This window comes from Nocardiopsis salina YIM 90010 (genome assembly GCF_000341025.1).
In the GTDB taxonomy this organism is placed as follows: Bacteria; Actinomycetota; Actinomycetes; order Streptosporangiales; family Streptosporangiaceae; genus Nocardiopsis; species Nocardiopsis salina.
Map to the genome: position 1 here is coordinate 1 of NZ_ANBF01000156.1, position 18,647 is coordinate 18,647.

Annotated in this window: 14 protein-coding genes, 2 pseudogenes and 1 riboswitch; of the genes and pseudogenes, 6 read left to right on the forward strand and 10 right to left on the reverse strand. The window is 72.1% G+C overall.

Annotated elements, in window-relative coordinates; all coding sequences use genetic code 11:
* From D474_RS29070 to mnmA, 4 genes and pseudogenes are all read right to left on the reverse strand, one after another.
* Positions 1–676, reverse strand: a pseudogene (locus D474_RS29070) (NAD-dependent DNA ligase LigA); the annotation flags it as partial.
* A gap of 178 nt (positions 677–854) precedes the next feature.
* A complete protein-coding gene (locus D474_RS0117325; protein ID WP_017614798.1) occupies positions 855–1,904 on the reverse strand; it encodes a methionine synthase in 1,050 nt (349 codons plus the stop codon).
* Between the two features lie 164 nt (positions 1,905–2,068).
* The gene (locus D474_RS0117330; protein ID WP_017614799.1) at positions 2,069–2,665 is read right to left on the reverse strand and encodes a DedA family protein; all 597 of its coding nucleotides are present in this window, start codon (positions 2,663–2,665) and stop codon (positions 2,069–2,071) included.
* Positions 2,666–2,881: 216 nt separating this feature from the next.
* Positions 2,882–4,012, reverse strand: coding sequence for a tRNA 2-thiouridine(34) synthase MnmA (gene mnmA, locus D474_RS0117335; RefSeq protein WP_239647101.1), 1,131 nt, complete (start codon positions 4,010–4,012; stop codon positions 2,882–2,884).
* A 243-nt stretch (positions 4,013–4,255) separates the two neighbouring features.
* On the opposite strand from mnmA, the gene D474_RS0117340 reads away from it, so the two are divergent.
* The 3 genes from D474_RS0117340 (at position 4,256) to D474_RS0117355 (ending at position 9,194) form a co-directional block, all read left to right on the forward strand.
* Positions 4,256–5,434 (forward strand): DUF695 domain-containing protein, encoded by a 1,179-nt coding sequence (locus D474_RS0117340; protein WP_017614801.1) that lies wholly within the window; start codon positions 4,256–4,258, stop codon positions 5,432–5,434.
* Between the two features lie 237 nt (positions 5,435–5,671).
* Positions 5,672–6,760 (forward strand): hypothetical protein, encoded by a 1,089-nt coding sequence (locus D474_RS0117345; RefSeq protein ID WP_017614802.1) that lies wholly within the window; start codon positions 5,672–5,674, stop codon positions 6,758–6,760.
* A gap of 748 nt (positions 6,761–7,508) precedes the next feature.
* Positions 7,509–9,194, forward strand: a complete 1,686-nt coding sequence (locus D474_RS0117355; RefSeq protein WP_017614803.1) for a hypothetical protein — start codon at positions 7,509–7,511, stop codon at positions 9,192–9,194.
* A gap of 79 nt (positions 9,195–9,273) precedes the next feature.
* Here the strand turns inward: D474_RS0117355 and D474_RS0117360 are convergent, their stop codons facing one another.
* The 5 genes from D474_RS0117360 to D474_RS34115 form a co-directional block, all read right to left on the reverse strand.
* Entirely contained in the window at positions 9,274–11,406 is a 2,133-nt protein-coding gene (locus D474_RS0117360; protein WP_017614804.1) for a hypothetical protein, read from the reverse strand.
* A 389-nt stretch (positions 11,407–11,795) separates the two neighbouring features.
* Positions 11,796–12,890, reverse strand: a complete 1,095-nt coding sequence (locus tag D474_RS0117365; protein ID WP_083931862.1) for a FecCD family ABC transporter permease — start codon at positions 12,888–12,890, stop codon at positions 11,796–11,798.
* On the reverse strand, positions 12,887–13,999 hold the full coding sequence (locus D474_RS0117370) for a FecCD family ABC transporter permease (protein ID WP_017614806.1): 1,113 nt from the start codon (positions 13,997–13,999) through the stop codon (positions 12,887–12,889). The genes D474_RS0117365 and D474_RS0117370 overlap by 4 nt, the downstream gene beginning before the upstream one ends.
* Before the next feature lie 9 nt (positions 14,000–14,008).
* Entirely contained in the window at positions 14,009–15,172 is a 1,164-nt protein-coding gene (locus tag D474_RS0117375) for an ABC transporter substrate-binding protein (protein WP_017614807.1), read from the reverse strand.
* A gap of 24 nt (positions 15,173–15,196) precedes the next feature.
* Positions 15,197–15,380: riboswitch (cobalamin riboswitch) on the reverse strand.
* An 83-nt stretch (positions 15,381–15,463) separates the two neighbouring features.
* On the reverse strand, positions 15,464–15,604 hold the full coding sequence (locus D474_RS34115) for an aromatic-ring hydroxylase C-terminal domain-containing protein (RefSeq protein ID WP_338045292.1): 141 nt from the start codon (positions 15,602–15,604) through the stop codon (positions 15,464–15,466).
* Between the two features lie 79 nt (positions 15,605–15,683).
* On the opposite strand from D474_RS34115, the pseudogene D474_RS34435 reads away from it, so the two are divergent.
* From D474_RS34435 to D474_RS0117385, 3 genes and pseudogenes are all read left to right on the forward strand, one after another.
* Positions 15,684–15,851, forward strand: a pseudogene (locus tag D474_RS34435) (sensor histidine kinase); the annotation flags it as partial.
* A 64-nt stretch (positions 15,852–15,915) separates the two neighbouring features.
* Complete coding sequence (locus D474_RS29075; protein ID WP_239647102.1) at positions 15,916–16,872, forward strand: sensor histidine kinase; 957 nt, start codon at positions 15,916–15,918, stop codon at positions 16,870–16,872.
* Between the two features lie 90 nt (positions 16,873–16,962).
* Positions 16,963–17,694 carry a response regulator gene (locus D474_RS0117385; RefSeq protein ID WP_017614810.1) on the forward strand — a complete coding sequence of 244 codons (732 nt, stop codon included), beginning with the start codon at positions 16,963–16,965 and terminating at the stop codon, positions 17,692–17,694.
* A 37-nt stretch (positions 17,695–17,731) separates the two neighbouring features.
* On the opposite strand, the gene D474_RS0117390 is transcribed toward D474_RS0117385, so the two are convergent.
* Positions 17,732–18,481 (reverse strand): ABC transporter permease, encoded by a 750-nt coding sequence (locus tag D474_RS0117390; RefSeq protein ID WP_017614811.1) that lies wholly within the window; start codon positions 18,479–18,481, stop codon positions 17,732–17,734.
* Between the last annotated feature and the right edge of the window lie 166 nt (positions 18,482–18,647).

Genomic DNA, 18,647 nt, shown 5'->3' on the forward strand with positions numbered 1-18,647 from the left:
TGGCGGTGACCCGGGGGTCCTTCTGACGCAGGGAGCCGGCGGCGGCGTTGCGGGGGTTGGCGAACGGCGGGTGTTCCTTGGTCTCGGTGATGCGGTCGTTGAGGGCGTGGAAGTCCTCGACCTTCATGAAGACCTCGCCGCGCACCTCCAGCAGCTCGGGGGCCGGGCGCACGCTCTCGTCGAGGCGTTCGGGGACGGCCTCGATGGTGCGCACGTTGAGGGTGATGTCCTCGCCGACCCGTCCGTCCCCGCGGGTGGCGGCCCGCGCCAGGCGCCCGTTCTCGTAGACCAGGTCGACCGCGAGGCCGTCGATCTTGAGCTCGCACAGGTACGACTCGACCGGGACCTCGGCGGAGGCGCGGTCGGCCCAGGCGTTGAGCTCGTCGACGTCGAAGGCGTTGCCCAGGCTCTCCATGCGTACCAGGTGCTCGACCTCGGCGAAGTCGACGCTGACGGGCGCGCCGACCTTCTGCGTCGGGGAGTCCTGGGTGATGAGGATCGGATAGCGGTCCTCGATGCGCTGGAGTTCCGCCATCAGCGAGTCGTACTCGGCGTCGGAGATGATCGGACGGCCCATGTAGTACCGGTAGCTGTGGTCGTCCAGCTCACGGGCCAGCTCGGTGTGGCGGGCGCGGTCCTCGTCGGGGACGGGGCTGTTCTGGTCGGACGCGCTCACGGCCTGCCTTTCTGCTTCGGTTCTCGCCTGGGGTGGACGGGGGCACGTGGTCGGGGCTTGCTGACGGGTACGGACCGGGCCGCGGACGGGCGTCCACGGCGGCCGGGGCGGGGGCGGCCCCGGCGGGCGAGCCCGCCCCGCGGACGCCGCTGCAGCACGGCACCCGCGCCCCGTGGGCCTATCTGCGGGGCTCGTCCCGCAGGACGCGTGCTCCGTCCCTGGCAGCCGTGAGGGCCGCACGGGCGTGCGCGGGCGAGGCACCGGCCAGGCCGCACGCGGGGGTGACGGCCACGGCGCGGGAAAGCAGGTCGGGGGTGATCCCCAGCCGGTTCCAGAGCTCGCGTACAGGGTCGACGGTAGCGGCGGGGTCGGACATTCTCGCGTCTGCGCCCGGGGTGTCGCCGGTCGGGGGCACGGTGCCGAGCATGAGTCCGGTCCCGGCCTCGACAGCGGTGCCGAGCATCTCGTCGTCGTCCCGGGTGAGCTGGGAGGTGTCGAGGCCGATCGCTCGGGCACCGCTGCGGCGCAGCAGGTCGATGGGGGCTCCGGGGGCGCAGCAGTGTGCGGCCGGGATCGCGCCGAGGGCCTCGATACCGGAGAACAGGTCGCGGAGCGCGCCCTCGACCACGACGCGGTCGACGGCTGGATGGCGGCCGTACCCGCTGGCGGTGGGCAGGGTTCCGAGGAGGGTCGCAGGCAGGGACGGTTCGTCCACCTGCACGAGCAGGCGGGCGCCGGGGAGGCGTTTGTGCACATCGGCCACGTGTGCGAGCACGCCCTCGCGGTGGGACTCGGCGAGATCGCGGACGGCGCCGGGGTCGGAGACGAAGCGCTGACCGGAACGCAGTTCCATGGAGGCGGCGAGGGTCCACGCACCGGCGACCTGGATCTTGAGGGTCCCGGCGTACTCGTGCGCGTGTTCGGTGAGCGCGTCGAGGTCGTGGGAGAGGAACGTGCCGGCGCGGTAGAGGTCGCGGCCCGGGCGGTCGGCCACGCGCCATCCGGTGGGCTGGACCTCGACGGGCAGGTCGACCAGGAGGCCGGCGGCGCGGCCGATCATGTCCGCCCCGACGCCCCTTTCGGGGAGTTCGGGCAGGTGGGGGAGGTCGGGGAGCTCTCCCACGATGGTGCGTGCGGCCTCGTCGGGGTCCTCGCCCGGCCAGGAGCCCACTCCGGTCCAGGAGGTCGCGGGCCAGGGGTGGTGGTCGTGCGTACTCACGTTGCCCAAGGTTAGGCGCTGTCGTGTGCAGGGCGGGCACCCTCGGGGCGGGAGGGGGTGCTGCCGTCAGCTGCGCGTGGGCCGCACGGGGGCGCCGGCGTCAGGGAATCGGGACGAGGGCGTCGGTCCACGCGGGGTGTCGCACATGCGCGGGGCGTTCGGGCCCGCCGTTCTCACACGTGCGGGGCGGCGGGGGCCGCTGTCGCGGTTCCCGGTGCCGTCGTGGGGTCGGCGTCGGCACGGACGGGTCCTTGGTGGGCGTCGCGTGATCCCGCCTCCTCTGCGGCATCGGCCTGGCGCCGGGCGGCCCTGCGGCGGGCACGGACCACGAGGAAGCCCACGGCCCCGGCGGCGAGCGCTGCCGTTCCCAGGGCGGCCCACGGGGAGTCGAGGAAGAGGGCGAGCCAGGCCCCGACGACCCCGGAGATGACGGAGCCCCAGATGCCGGCCCACGCCAGGCCGCCGACGAAGACCGCGGCGAAATAGCGTGGGAAGGCCATGCGCACGACGCCCGCCGAGAAGTTGATGGCGGTCTGCATGCCGACGGTGAAGAAGCTGAGCGTCACGACGGGCGCGCCGTAGCGGTCGATGCGTTCCTTGGCCTGGTCGAGGCGGGGGCCGAGACGTTCGCCCATGCGGCTGCGGAGCACTCCGGCGCCGAGCCCGCGGCCGATCCAGTAGGTCGCGGGTGCCCTGAGCAGGATCACCACCAGGAGGGTGGCGTAGACGATCCAGAAGGGCTGGCCCTCCAGGAAAGCGAACTGCGGCATATCGGCACCTCTATCCTTGACCCTCCCAACTTTGCATTGCCTTACCTAACCACGGCAAGCCCTTGGTGAGAGAAATCGAGGGTTATCTGCCCTACATTGCCCGTTTTGCCCCTGCGTACAGGGGTGTATGCCCCGCACCACCCCTGAGGGCACGCCGGCGATCTCCACGCCGATCGGGCACCCCGCACGCACCGCTTGCGCGCAGCGGGCAGCGGGTCACACCCGCTCCGCGTGCTGGGCGTCCTCCGCCCGGTCCGACCGCGCGGTACCCGAGATCGTCGCCGACCCCAGCACCGTGTCACCGTCGTAGACCACGACCGCCTGCCCGGACGCCACACCCTTCGCGGGCTCCGCGAGATGCACGACCAGCTCGGGCCCGCCCTCGGCGTCCGAACCGGCACCGGACTCGCGCTGCCACACGCGCGCCGGGTACACCTCGCCGTGCGCCCGCAGCTGCACGTGGCACTCGGTCGGCTCAGTCAGCGGGCCACTCCCGCTCCACACCGGCCGTACACCCGTGATCTCGTCCACCCGGAGCGACTCCCGCGGACCCACGGTCACGGTGTTCTCCACGGGCTCGATCGAGAGCACGTACCGCGGATCGGGTGCGCCCCCCAGCCCCAGGCCCTTGCGCTGCCCAACCGTGAAGGTGTGCGCGCCGTCGTGGGTCCCGAGCACGTTGCCGTCCTCGTCCTGGATCGGTCCGGGCCTGGCACCGATCCGGTCGTTCAGGAAACCCTTCGTGTCACCGTCGGCGATGAAGCAGATGTCGTGGCTGTCCGGCTTGTCCGCCACCGACAGACCGCGCCGCTCGGCCTCCGCGCGCACCTCGTCCTTGGTGCAGTCGCCGAGCGGGAACATCGCGTGCTCCAACTGCTCCGCGGTCAGCACCCCGAGCACGTACGACTGGTCCTTGCCCTCGTCGACGCTGCGCACCAGCCGCCCGTCGACCTTGCGCACGTGGTGCCCGGTGACCACGAGGTCGAAGCCCAGCGCGATCGCCCGGTCGAGCACCGCCTCGAACTTGATCTTCTCGTTGCAGCGCAGGCACGGGTTGGGTGTGTTGCCGGCCTCGTACTCGGCGACGAAGTCCTGGACCACCTCGCGGTCGAACTCCTCGGACATGTCCCACACGTAGTACGGGATCCCGATGACGTCGGCGGCCCGCCTGGCGTCGTGGGAGTCCTCGACCGTGCAACAGCCCCGCGCGCCGGTGCGGTAGGACTGCGGGTTCTTCGAGAGCGCCAGGTGAACGCCGGTGACGTCGTAGCCCGCCTCGGCCACACGGGCAGCGGCGACCGCGGAATCGACCCCGCCGGACATGGCGGCCAGTACACGCAAAGTCATAGTGCCCCCAGCGTATGCGCCCGGGCACGTCCCCGACCACGGAAGCCCGGAGCGCCGATCCCGGGGGCGGCCACGCATGTACGCCGGCCCCACACACCCAACGCCCCGGCCCTTCCTGAACCCGCACGAGCACGCGGGACCCCCGTGGAACCGCCGGTCCCGCCCCCCGCACACCGGCACACACCCGCACCGATCCGCGGGGGTCGGCCAGGGTGGTCACGGGGTTCTGCGAAAATCGTGGACATGGCTCTGTTCCGTCGCCGTCGCCCTGCCGACCCCAGCAACGCAGACACCACCTCCGCCACCAGCGAGTTCTGGGAGGCCTGGCCCGAGGTCCGCCCCGCCCTGGCCGACGCCGTCGCCAACGACCAGCCGGCTCCCTCGGAGGTCTCCGACCGCGTCACCGCCCTGGTGCGCAGGATCCACCCGGATCTCGACTGGGAGGTCGGCCCCGCGCCGCGCTCCACGGGCAGCGCCGAGGAACTGGACCTGTCTCCCGACGTGGACCCCGAGAAGCTCCTGCAGCAGCTCGCCGCGATGGACGACCCCTCGCACCTGACGTCGGCCCCGGAGTACGCCATGACGCTGCGCCCGGGCAGCTCCGACGACGCGCGTGTGCAGTCCGAGCGCTGGGCCCGGTCCGCCCCCGACGACGACCGGTGGGTGTTCCGCCCGGTCCGCCCCGCCGACCTGGACCAGCTGTCCGGCTCGGTGCGCTGGGACGACCACGAGCTCGACCTGTCCCACGTGCTGCTGTCGGTGCGTGTGAACCCGGGCACGTCCAAGATCGACGTGGGCGTCTACCACCCCGACAACATGTTCCTGTCGGAGGAGAGCCGTGCGGGGATCGCCGACCATGTGACGCTCCTCGCGCTGGGCGAGGACGAACACGTTCTGTGGATCGGCCGGGTCTCCGCGCTCGAGGAGAAGCCCATCGACCCGATCACCCCGGCCAACCTGCCGGCGGTCGTCAAGCAGATGGGCGACATGCTCGGCGGCCAGGACGGATGGGTGCGCGGAACCTACAAGCTCCCGCTGGTCGGCGGCGGAGAGATCCTGCTGCGCCACCCGCTGCACCGGCGCACGTTCCCGGCGTTGACGCTGGCCACGCACGTCATCGTCCCCTTCACCGAGACCGACGAGGACAAGCAGCCCGCCGGCCGGTCCGAGGAAGCGCTGGCGTCGTTGGAGTCGACGCTGGAGTCGCTGCTCGAGGAGAACGGTGCGCTGTTCGGGCGCCGCACGGACGGCGGCAAGCGCCAATACCTGTACTACCTGGACCCGGACTCCGGGGTGCTGCCGCAGTTCGAGAACGCGCTCATGGACTGGCCCGACGGAGAGATCAAGCTGCGCACGGAGCTGGACCCGGGGTGGCGGCACATCTCGCTGTTCCGCAAGCCGTTCCGGAACCTGCTCGGCTGAGGCCGTCGGGCCGTCGGGTGTCCGGCCCGGGTCTCCGATACCGGGCGTCGAGGCCGTCCCGCGCCGGACATCGGACGCCGATCGGCCGGGCCTGCACACCCGGTCGGCCCGAAACGCTTTGTCCGGAACGTGTGCTCCGGTCGTCCCGAACCCGCGCCCCTTCAGGGTTTTGCACCTGGAATCCGGCTCTGATCAGGCGTAACGTCTCCTCGAAACACGAGGATGATTCGGGTTCTGATGGAAGGCGTACTGCCACGCACGCCCTCGGACCGTCCACGGGCCGTCGCGATCGCCGCGCTCACCGCCCTGTGTCTTGTGGGTGCCCCGCTGATGTCGTTGTTTCCGAGCGGGGTCTGGGCCGCGTTCCGCTCCCTGCCCGTGGACAGTGCCACGGTGGGTGTCCTGTTGCTGGCCCCTGCTGTGGTCGGGGCCATTCTCGGCATGTTCTGGGCAGCCTCCCGACTGCTGCGCGCGGCGGGGGTCAACCACCAGGCGTCGTGTGCCGGACTGGTGACGGCGGTGTCGGTGACCGTCCCCGTCTTCACCGAGGTGCTGGCCCCGTTCCCTTACGAACCCCCGGTGTTCACTGCGGCCCTGGCGGCGTTGATCTGTGCCCTGGCGTTGGGGGCGTGCGCGGTGCCACACCCCCTCCCGCGCCGGTGGCGGTACCCGGGCACGGCGCCCGCGGTGGCGGTGGCGGGTGTGCTGTTCCTGTTGTTGCCCACGGCCTCCGAGCGGGCGCTGTCGCACGCGGCGAACACCCATTCGCAGGAGCAGATCGCCTCGTTCGGCGACTCGATCGCGGTCCTGGAGCACCCGCGGTGGGAGCTGACCAGCGCGTACCGGGTTCACCACGGGCTGCGGTTGACCTACGAGCAGTCGGACGGGACGGACACGCCGGACGAGACCGGCGGCCCGAGTGGCTCCGTGGTCCAGGACGACCCCGGCGGCCCGGGCGATCATGATGTTCCGGCGGTGCACGTGGTGAGCTGGGTCGACCGTGACCTGCACCAGGAATGCGACTTCCACGACGTGCGGTGTGCGCCGTTGGACGAGGCATCGGCGGTGACGCGTCCGGACGGCTGGGGCCGTCCGGACAGCCCCAGCCGTCCGGACAGCGCGGAATGGCCCGAGGACGGGATGCTGACCGTGCAGCGTCCGGGCGGCGCGGCCGACGAGATCCGGGCGCGGGTCGCGGACGGTTCGGTCGCGAGTGTGATCGTTGACACTTCCGCGTTCGACGGGGACCTGGTGGAGAAGGCGGAGCGGCTGCGGATCGAGGGTCCCGGGGACCGGGACGACCTCATGGCGGCCCTGACCGGTTGATCCGCGTCGGCACGGATCCGGCCGCCCCGCCGATGTGCCTGTGCCCTCGCCGTTGAGGGCCGTCTGCCTGTGTGCCGGTGGTCCGGAGGATCCGGAGGAACTCGGGGGTTCGGGAGGGATTTCGGGGAGTGGGGTGCTGAGCCCGTGTCCTGCAGGGTCGCCGGTCGAGCGGCGGGGACGACGGGAGCGGGAACCCGAGCGGGGTCGGATCGTCCGGTTTCCGGGCGCCGGGTCAGCGGCAGGAGCCGGCTCGTGTGTCGTTCTCGGGGGGCTCGTTGTCGGTGCGGTCCCACCTCGGCACCGGGGTGGTTCCGCGCATTCGGTTCCGGTTGTCGTACGGCCGACCCGGCGAATGCCTCTGCGCTCCGTGTCGGCGGTCGGCCGCCTCGGCTGCTTCCGCCCTACACAAGGCCCGGGTCAGAAGGACGGCTATGACGAGTACAGAGAGAGCGAGCACTCCTATGAAGAGTGGCGACGTGTAAACCATCGGGACACGCTAAAGCACGTGTCAAGCCCCTGACCAGGGATGACTCGAGTTCCAGGACCCCCGGCACACACGGGGATCCCGGCGTTCGCCGCCTCCTGGGGCGGTCATCCGCCCCCGCACATGTGGAGATCTCCGAACTGTCACCGCCGCACTCGGAGGAATCTCCGATTCGCCCCCGCGTGCATGGGGAGCAATGTTTCCACCAAGGCCGTCGCGGTCACTACCCTGGTTCGGCATGAGCCCCGAGGACAGGGACCACCGTTGACCGCCGCCTCCGCCGTCGCCCCTTACGTACGCGCCAACACCGGACCCGACGCGTCGCGTTGGCGGACCTTCGACGGCCCCGTCGTCCTGGCCGTGGCGCGCACCTTCACCTCGGCGACCAAGGTCGTGGAGAGCCTGGCGACGTTCCGCGGCGACCCCCGTGTCCTGGTCGTCTTCGCCTTCGACGACACCTCTGCCTTCAACGCCGGCACCCAGGACCTGCTCTCCGACCTCAACGCGTGTGTGGTGCCGTGGGAGCACCGCCTGGACGTCGATCCGGCGCTGGTCGTGACCGCCACGGAGAACACCGACCTCGCCGAGTTCTCCTGCCCGGTGGTCGTCCTGCCGCACGGCATCGGTTTCCAGAAGTACGTGCCGGACCACCGCACCGACGACGTCCGGCTGTCGGGTGTGCCGCGGCCGGAGTTCCAGGGTTTCCCCAACGTCCGCCTCGTGCTGTCCCACCCCGCGCAGCGCGAGCAACTGCGCGAGGCCGGGGTCCCCATGGCCGAGTGGGCCGAGGTCGTCGGCGACCTGACCCGCGACCGCATCGCAGGTTCCGACCGCATGCGCGCGGAGTACCGTTCCCACCTGCAGGTCGGCGAGGACCAGCGGCTCGTGGTGGTCACCTCCACCTGGGGCGGCACGGGGCTCATCGGAACCCGCCCGCGCCTGCCGCACGCGCTGGTGGGTGCGCTGCCCCGCGACGGGTACCGGGTGGCGACGATCCTGCATCCGAACGTGTGGTTCGCGCACAGCCCCTGGCAGGTGGAGCACATGCTCGCCGACGCCCAGGACGCGGGGCTCCTGTTGATCCCGCCGGAGGCCGGGTGGGGTGCTTCTCTCGTCGCGGCCGACTGCGTCATCGGTGACCACGGCAGCGTGACCCTGTACGGCGCGATGATGGACCGGCCCGTGCTCCTCGCTGCGATGGGCGAGGACTCGGTGCCCGGGACCGCCGCGGCCGAGCTCGCCCGGCGTGCGTCGTGGCTGGGGAAGCAGGGGCTGCGTTCCCAGGTCGAACAGGCGATCTCCGCGCACCGCCCGGGCCAGTACGCGGAGGTGGCCGACCTGGCCTTCGCCCACCCGGGCCTGGGCGGGCACCGGCTCGCCGACCTGTTCTACGGGCTCCTGGGCCTGCGCGTGGACAACCCCGGGGCCGCGGACCTGCTGCTGCCCGACCCGTCCCCGACGCGGTCGAACCGGGTTCCGACCGCGTTCGAGGTGCACAGCGCTTCCGAATCGGCCGACGAGGTACGGATCGAGCGTTTTCCCGCCGCACCGCGGGAGCACCCCGACCCCGGGCCGGGGGTGTTCCGGCACCTGTCGGCGTACGAGGACGAGCGCAGGAACCCGCTGGTCACCTCCGCCTCGGTGGTGTGCCGATCGTCGCGGCGCGGGGCCGAGTGCGGGGTCGCGAAGGAGACGTGGACCCGGCGTGCGCTGGAGCAGTACCAGGGTGTGTACGCGGTGGCCGCGTCGGTGCACGAGGGGGCCCTGGTGGCTCTGGTCGACGGACGCTCCTACCTGGTGCGCGGCGTTCCGGAGGGGAATCTGCCCCTGGCCGCGGCGGTCGTGTACACGCTGGTGCGCGCGCACGGGGAGCCGGCGCGGGTGTGCAAGGCGGACGTGGCGGGGCAGCAGCCGTGGGAGTGCCGGATCGAGGCTCTGCACACCGGTTGAGCCCAACCCCCGAGGATCTTGCTACCAGAGCAGAGTTCAGCGCCGATATTGGCTCCAGTAGCAAGATCCCCGCCTCGTCTCAGCCGTCCTGGTGGCGTATCCGGTCCTGGATCGCCCGGGCTCGAGGGCTCCCGACGGTCGTGTAGATCTGTTCGGCCTCCTCCAGCCGCGTGCGGGCCTCCTCGGGCTGCGCCAGCCGCTCCAGCACGCCCGCCAGCTGCTCGCAGGCCTCGGCGCGGTAGTAGTGCCACTTCCCGTCGGCGAGCTCGCGTTCGGCGGTGCGCAGCGTCTCCGAGGCCCCGTTCAGGTCACCGGCCTCCGCCATGGCTCCTCCGAGCGCAGCACAGGCGCGGGCGGCCATCCTGTGGTCCGGCCCCTCGGGTAGGCCGAGCAGCCGATCCCGTGCGTCGCGGATGTCGCGAACCGCCGCTTCGTGCTCCCCTGCCCTGCTCCGGGCAGTGCCACGGAAGAGCACGGACAGCGCCGACCCGCGCACGGCCATCGGGCTGTCGCTGGCGTCGTTGTGCCGCACGGACCGGTCGTAGGCGTCGATGGCCGCGCGGAGGTCGCGGCCTTCCAGGTGGCGCCCGTAGAACTCCCACACGGAACCGCTGAGGAGCGCGTCCCCGACGGCCTCGGCCAGCTCCACGGCGCGCTCGATGCGTTCGGCGGCCCACTCGGCCTGGCCCAGGTCGGTGAGGGGGCGCGATACCAGGGACGCCAGTCTGGCCTCGGCCGCCGCATTGCCGGCCAGGCGGGCGGCGTCGGCGCCGGCCTCCCCGGAGGAACGCCAGTCCTGCAGGAACCTCTGGTCGAGGTAGAGCGAGGTGGACAGTTCCGAGAACATCCACGCGTGGTCGTTCAGGCCGAGGTCGGCGCTGCGCAGGACCACCGCGAGCAACGTGTGGCGTTCGCGCGCCAGCCACCCGCGTGCGGCGTCCCGGTCACCGTCGAAGGGGTCCTCGGACCCGGCGAGGAGCGCGTCGAGGTCGACCACCCGCAACCGTTCGCCGCGTGCGGCCCGTTCGGCGGACCCGAGCACGACCAGGTAGGCGTCGAGCATCCGGACGAGGGTCCGTTCACGCTGGTCAGCACCGTCCTCGGCCTGCGCGCGTTCGCCCGCGTGCGTGCGCATGAGGTCGTGCCGGAACCGGAGCGAGCCCGCACTGTCGGAACCCACGAGGTTGGCCTCGACCAGCTCGGCCGCGGCATTGTCCGGGGCGATCGCGCGCACCACGGACGCGTCACAGTGCGGCCCGGGCCACGATGCGAGCGCGCGGTAGAGGGCGGCCGCCTCCGACGAGAGCTCCTGGTAGGCGGTGTGGAAGAGCACGTCGAGGTTGGTCCTCTCGTCGCCGATGGCCTTCAGTGTGCCCCGGGTGCTGCGGAGCTTGGCGGCCAGGGCCTGGGCGCTGCCCGGGCCCTCCTTGTGGAGCTGGGCGCCGGCCAGTACCAGCGCGAGCGGGAGCCCGCCGCAGACGTAGGTGATCAGGTCCAGGGACTCGGGGTCCTCCGTGCCGAGATCCCGTTCTGCACGGTTCTGGAGCAGGGCTTGGGCATCGGGGCGCGCGAGCGGGTCGAGGTCGCGCATGCGCGCGCCGGGGTGGAGCTTGAGTTCTCCGAGGTCGGGGCCGTCCCCGGAGACCAGGACGAGGCTGCCGCGGCCGGTGGGGACGAGACCGCGGACCTGGGCCGGCTCCCATGCGCCCTCGACCACGACGAGCATGCGTTTGTCACGGGTGCGGGTGCGGTACTCGTCGGCCCAGGAACGGGGGTCGCGGGGAAGCGCGTCCTGGTGCACGCCCAGGGCGCGGAGGAAGCGCTGGAGCGCGGCGTCGCTGTCCTCCTGGGCTCCGCGCACGTACTCGTGGGTGAGCTGCCCTCCGGTGAAGTAGTTCTCCATGGCGTAGGCGGCCCTGCTCAGGAAGGCGCTCTTGCCGATGCCGAGCGGACCGGAACAGACCATCACGACGGGTGGGCCGTCGGGGTCCAGGTGCCGTCGGATCCAGGCCAGGGTCTCGTCGTGGTTGACGAAGTCCATCGGCGGGGTGGCGACGAGCATCGGACGCTGCGACGGGGGCTGCACGGGAGGTTCCCCGTAGTAGTGGTTGTGCACGTCCCGCATTGTCCCGGCCATGGTGACATGGCTGCCGTTGACGTCGCCTGCGAGTGAGTTCGAAGTGCTGGGCGTCCGCGAGGGTTCGGCGCTCATGCTTCTCCTGGCGTGGGGGCGGCACCGGTCGTGGCGGCAAGCTTACCGACATCCGCGCCGGGGGTGGGGCCGGTGTCCCGTGACGGCCACCGGAGTCCCGCGTGGTCCCCGCTCCACGACGCGGCGAGAAAAATCTGAGGCGCGCGGAATACCACCCGGACCAGTACCGTTACAGGCGGCGAGGGTCGGTGCGGTAGCAAGTGTCCCCCGGGCTCCACTCGAAGCCTTCACGGAATACCGCGCCCTCAGAGGCGGACTCGGAACCGTGTTGTGCCACGCGCCGAGAGGCGACCGCCGCACCGGCCCTCCCTCGGACTCCGAAGCCCCGCGCAGGCGAAACCGCCCGCGCGGGGCTTCGTCGTGCGCTCCCCGGCGCCCTCGACAGCGGATCACCCGCCCCGCCCTGTCCGGTTGCTCCGGGCCAACAGGTACAGCAGGTACGGCGCACCCAGGATCCCGGTGACCACCCCCACCGGCAGCTCGCTCCCTCCGAAGCCCGTCCGGGCGATCAGGTCGGCCCCGGCCACCAGCAATGCGCCGCACGCGGCCGCCGGGAACAACCCGACAGCCCTGCCCCGCAGCATTCGCCGCACGATCTGGGGAGCCACGAGCGCCACGAACGCGACCGGCCCGGCCACAGCCGTCGCCATCGCCGCGAGCGCAGCCGAGGTGAACAGCAGAGCCCCCCGTGACAACACAGCGCGGTTGCCGAGTGCGGTCGCAGTGTCCTCACCGAGTTGCAGCAGACCGAGCGGGCGTGCCAGAGCGAACGCGACCGGCGCCAGCACGGCGAGGGCGAGGAGGATGGTCGCCACGTGCGGCCAGTCCCGGTTGGCCAGGCTCCCTGTGATCCAGACCATCGCGCGCTGGGCGGTGCCGATCTCCGCGCGGGTGAGCAGGTAGGACGTGACCGCGCCCAGCATCGCCGTCACCGCGATCCCCACGAGCACCAACCGCTGCCCGGACACCCCGCGCCGGTACGCGAGCAGGTACAGCAGCAGCGCGGTGGTCACCGAACCCACGAGCGCCCCGGACGCGATCGTCACCGCAGTGCCGCCGAAGGCGACGATGACCAGTACCGCCGCGGCCGTGGCCCCGGCACTGACGCCGATGATGTCCGGGCTCACGAGCGGGTTGTGCGCCAGTCGTTGCAGCAGCCCGCCGGAGATCGCCAGCGCAGCGCCGACCCCGAGCGCGGTGAGCACCCGCGGGAGTCGCAGGTCCATGACGACGTGGGTGGTCAGCGGGTCGGCTCGCCCGGTGAGGGCGGCCAGCACCTGGTCGACGCCCATCGGGTAGTCCCCGAGCGCCAGGGACAGCACGGCCATGCCTGCGGCCAGCGCGCTCAAGACCGTCCCGAGCAGGACCGACGGCGCGTACACGCGCAGCGACAGTGGCCCGGCCCGCACCACCCGCGTCGTTGGCCCGAGGATCCGTGTGGGTGGTCCGGCCGTCCCGTCCAGTGTTTCCGGTCGGCCGGTCACAGCCCAGCCACCTTCCTCCGTCGCACGAGCAGGATGAAGAACGGCGCACCGATGAGCGCGGTGACGATCCCGACCTGCAGTTCCTCCGGGCGCACCACGAGGCGGCCCACGATGTCGGCGACCAACAGCAACAACGGCGCCAGGACCGCCGACCACGGCAGCAACCACCGGTGGTCCGGGCCGACGAGCACCCGCGCGATGTGCGGGACGGCCACGCCCACGAACCCGATGGGCCCGGCCAGCGCGGTCGCGGTCCCGGCGAGCAACACCACCGCCACGGCACTGCCCGCACGCACGAGCCACACCCGGGTGCCCAGGGAACGCGCCAGGTCGTCACCGAGTGCGACCACGTTCAGCGGGCGCACCAGCGCCAGAGCGAGCACCAGGCCGGCCACCAGGAACGGCACTGCCTGAGGGACCGAGGTGCTGTCCGCACCGACGAGGGAACCCACGACCCAGAACCGGTACTCGTCGAGGGTCGCGCGGTCCTGCAGGACGATCGCCGAGGTCAGGGATCCGAGCAGCGCCGAGATCGCAGCGCCGGCGAGGGCGAGCTTGACCGGGCTGGAGCCGTCCGGCCCCATGGAGCCCACGGTGTAGACGACACAGGCAGCGAGCGCCGCGCCCAGGAAAGCGAACCCGACGTAACTGATCAGTGCGGTGGCACCGAACACCGAGATGGCCAGGACCGCGGCCAGGGCGGCGCCGGCGTTGATACCGAGCAGCCCCGGGTCGCCGAGCGGGTTGCGCGTGACCCCCTGGACGAGGACCCCTGCGACGCCGAGAGCAGCCCCGACGAGGAGGCCGGCGAGGGTACGCGGGACCCTCAGGTGGCGGATCACCAGATCGGTGTCGGAGCCGGTGTAGCCCGCGTACGCGAGATGGGCCTCCTCCAGGGTGAACCGCTGGTATCCGATGAGCACGGAGGCCACTGCCACGCCGGCCAGGAACACCAGGGCCACCACCAGTCCGAGGCTGCGGGCGGCGGTGCTGCCGAGCAGGCCCGGCCCGCCCGCGCGCGTCGTGCGAGTGCGGGCGGGGGGCGGTGCGGACCGGTCAGGTCGGGTTCCGTGGCGGTCGGCCGTGAGGTCGGCCGTGCGCTCGGCCATCCCCGTCCCCTACGCGAAGAGGTCGGGGTGGATGGTCTCGGCGACCGTCTCGACCGCCGACGCGCTGCGTGGGCCGGCCGAGCGGTCGGCGAAGGTGAACTCCGCGACCTGGTCCTCCTCGACCGCGGTGACGTTGGCAAGCACCGGGTCGTCCAGGATCTCCTCGACCTGGGGTGAGGCGTCGGCGGCGGTCATCTCCGCGTCGCAGCAGACCTCGACGAGGATGAAGTCCGGGTCGCGTTCGATGACGTCCTCGGTGGAGACGGGGTGGTTGCGGCCGTCGTCGAGATCCTCGAAGGCGTTGCCCCCGCCGGCCAGATCGATGATCTCGGTGGCGAAGTCGGGCCCTCCCGCAACCCCGAAACCCTCGTCGTCGGGGCTGGCGACCATCACGGTGGGCCGGTCGTCCTCGTCCATCTCGTCGAGCGCACCGAACTCGTCCTCCAGGGTGTCGGTGACCCCTTCGACGGTGGTCTCCATGTCGGCGACGACCTCCTCGGCACGGTCCCCGGCCTCGAAGAGCATGCCGAGGTCCCGCAGGTCGTCGTAGATGTGCTCCATCGTGACCGTGGACGGGTCGATGGTCTCGTCGGACTGCCCGTCCTCGCTCGGACACAGCGGGGACGGCATCCAGCTCTCGATACCGAGCTCGCTCAGGGAGGCACGCGTACCGAAGCTCTCGTCGGTGAAGGCCCCGTTGAACCCGGACAGCACGAAGTCGGGGTCGTGGCTGAGCAGCTCCTCCCGACTGGGGAGGTTCTCGTAGTACTCCTGTTCCGCCTGGACATCGGCGTACTCCTCCGGGACCCGCGCGTCGAGGAAGGCCGTCCCGACCAGCCGGTCACTGATGCCCAGGGCGTGCGCCATCTCGATCGCGGGCTGGTAAGCGGCAAAGACCCGCTCCGGCGGATCGTCGGCCGGAACCTCGACGTCGCAGTTGGTGATGGTCTCGTCCGCGGCCTCGGGGCCGGCCGCCCCTTCGTCGGCGCCGCCACCGCACGCGGTCACGGTGAGCACCAGGGCCAGGGCCGCAGCAGGGAGCGCGGCCGGACGCAGGGCCGTACGGGCCTTGCCCGAGCGGCCTCCCGAACCGGGCAGATCGGACAGCAGGCCGGGCATGCGCGCAGGGTCGAGGGCAGGCCGAAGGGCCGCCCACGCGTCACTGGGCTTCATCGAGGAACCATCCTTCGTGGTTCGATGACGCGGACGTGCGCAGCCGGTCTCCTGGCTCCCGGGGGCAGGCCACGACTTCGGCCCCGCGCACTCCCGCCTTCCCGGGCACCGGACCCAGTGGCAGATGAGAGGCGCACCCCGGTCACAGTGGCGAGGACCGCACCGGACTCACACCGGACTTCCCGAACACTGCGACGTCGACGACAGGGATGATGTCGGTTGTCGAGGCCTCACTCTAATGCACGGGGTTCCGCCGGTTTCAGGGGGATCTGCGTGCTCCAACCGACCGCCTCACGCGGAGGCCTCCCCGAACCACCTGGACAACGCCGCACGCAGGTCTCCTGCTCCGTCGCCTCGACCGTCACCGGCCCGGGCCACGTGCCCGTCGGGGTGCAGCAGAGCGGCGGGGGAAATCCGGCTCCCCGGCCCCATCCCTGCGTTCCCCGGCCCCTCGGCCTCCGTGGTTCCTCCCTTCACCTGGTCTGCTCCCCCGGGGTTCTATACTGCGCGCGTGTTCGGCACGGCACGAAACTGGTCCAGGCGCCACGAGACCCTGATCGACACGGTCACCGTCGCGCCCCTCCTCCTACTGCACGCGGGCGGCACGATCACCGGAGCGCTCACCGGCGACCCCTCCGCTTCCGCGCACGGCCTCGCGCACCTGGCCGTCGGGGTCGCGCTGCTCCTGCCGTTGGTGGTGCGGCGCCGCTTCCCCGTGGCGGGCTTCGCGGCCGNTGCCCGACGTGGCCGTGCTCGTCGCCCTGTACACCGTGGCTGCCCGTGCCCGCACCGCCTGGGCGGTCGGCGCACTGGGCGTGGTCGAGGCCGGGCTGCTGCTGGGCCTGGTGCGCTCGCCCTACGCCGGCCCGGGCGACTGGGAGGTCTTCGCGCCGTACACGTTCCTGATCCTGCTGTGTTGGGTGACCGGGCTGTACGTGAAGCTGCGCCGCAGTTTCGTCGTGGGGTTGGAGGAGCAGAACCGGTGGCTCGAACGCGAGCGCGACGCCCGGGCCCGTGCCGCGGCCGCCGAGGAGCGCGAACGGATCGCCCGGGAGATGCACGACGTTGTCGCCCACAACATCAGCGTCATGGTGGTCCAGGCCGAGGGCGCCACGTACGCGGTCGAGCAGGATCCGGGGCGGGCCAGGAGCGCCATGCAGACCGTGGCGGAAACCGGAAGGTCGGCTCTGTCCGAGGTCAGGGGGATTCTGGGTGCTCTCCGCGGTTCCGGGGCCGAGTCGAGGGAGGGGGCCGGAGCGGGTGATGGGCAGGACCGCGAGGCGTACGCGCCCCGGTCCGGTATCGGCGGGTTGGACCTGGTGGCCGAGCAGGTGCGCGCGGCCGGGTTGCCGGTGGAGTTCACCGTCGTGGGCGAGGAGCGTCCGTTGCCGACGGGCGTGGAGCTGGCGGCGTTCCGGGTGGTGCAGGAGGCCCTGACCAACGCGCTCAAGCACGCCGGCCCCGCGGCGGGCCGGGTGCGGGTGGAGGTGGAGTACGGTGCGCGGGAGCTGACGCTGAGGGTCCGCGACGACGGGGCGGGCGGCCCGTCGGGAGCCGGTGTCTCCGTGCATCCCTCGGGTGACGGCCGCGGCCAGGGCCTGATCGGGATGCGGGAACGGGTGTCGGTGCACGGAGGGTCGCTGCGGGCGTCCCCCGGTGCCGGCGGCGGCTTCGAGGTCGTGGCGACCCTGCCGTTGTGAGCGTGGGCCGGGGGATCGCAGGCCACCGTCCCGGGGTCGTCGCCGAACCGGCGGACAGGACGCACGTGGCAGGAAGAGGGGAGAGCAGCCGTGGACACCGTGCACGAACCCGGAGGTCCGCCCTCCGAGCAGCCCGGGTCCCCCGTCCGCGTCGTGCTCGTCGACGACCAGGAACTCGTGCGGACCGGGTTCCACATGGTCCTCGACTCTCAGCCGGACATGCAGGTCGTCGCTGAGGCAGGCGACGGGGTCCGTGCGTTGGAGCTGCTCGAGTCCGTGGAGGCCGACGTGGTCGTGCTCGACGTGCGCATGCCGCGGATGGACGGGGTCGAGGCCACCCGACGCATCCGTGCAGGCCGGGACGCTCCCCGGGTACTGATCCTGACCACGTTCGACCTCGACGAGTACGTGTACGCGGCGCTGCGGGCCGGGGCCGGCGGGTTCTTCCTCAAGGACGCACCCGCGGGCGACCTGCTGTCGGCGATCCGCGCGGTGCACTCCGGTGACGCCGTGGTCGCCCCGAGTGCCACCCGCAGGCTCCTGGACCGGTTCGCCCGCCACTTCCCGTCGGAGGACGGCCCGTCCCGGGCCACTGCGCCGGAGGTCCGGCTCGAGGCCCTGACTCCGCGGGAACACGAGGTGCTGCTGCTGATGGCCCGGGGGTGGTCCAACACCGAGATCGCCGGGTCCCTGTACGTCTCGGCGACGACGGTCAAGACGCACGTGCGCCGGATCCTGACCAAGCTCGACCTGCGCGACCGGGTGCAGGCGGTGGTGCTGGCGTACGAGTCGGGGCTGGTCGGGACGGAGGGACCGGGTTGAGCCCGTCCGTCCCGGGCCGAGTCGGCTTTCCCGGGCGTCAGTGCACGTCCCGCCGGTTCAGCAGGGCCGCGCTACCCGCGACCACCGCCGCGGTGAGCGCCGAGGCTGCGGCCACCACGAGCGCCGCGCCTTCCCCTGTGACGGTCCCGTCGTCACCGAAGACGCCGGTCCCCAGCTGGGTGGCGCGGGTGAGCAGCGCGTAGGGCATGACGGTCGAGAGGGTTCCGTGGCCGATCAGAACCAGCAGCGTCCCGGCGGTCGAACCCACGACAGCCACGACGACGGGCGCCGCGAAGGAACGCATGAGCATCGACAGGGCCGACTGCAGGGCCGCGGCCGGCAGGCAGGCCGCGACGATCACCGCGCTCACCAGCAGGTACCGGGGCGGCAGGGCCCCGGGGAGCCCGAAGACCGCCGTGCCCGCCACGGACACGCCCGCGACCAGCACGGCCTGCATGAGCGCCGCCAGGACCGCCAGGACCACGACCTTGGCGGAGACCACGGCCAGGGCGGAGGTGGGTCGGCCCATCAACGCGTTCCAGTTCCCTCCCTGGTGCTCGACCCGCCACAACAGCGACGCGAGGACGGCCACCCCGGCGGCCAGGGGGAACAGGCCGTACACGACCACGGTGCGCAGCCACAGGGTGTGCCAGCCCTCGTCCAGGGCCGCCCCGCAGACGAGCGTGTTGACCACCCCGGCGAGCACGGCCATGAGCGGGAGCGCCGCCACCACGGTCCAGCTCAGGGAACGCTTCAGTTTGAGCAACTCGGCTCGTACGGCTCCCATGGTCAGGCCTCCCGGCGGTCGAGCAGGCGGGTGACGGCCAGGAACAGGGCACCGCCGACCACGCCGAGGGCGGCGATGCTGACGTGGTGCGGGTCCAGCTCGACCACCCCGGATTCCACCGAGTCCACCGGGGTCGCGAGCCCGTAGTACCCCCACGGCGGCAGCG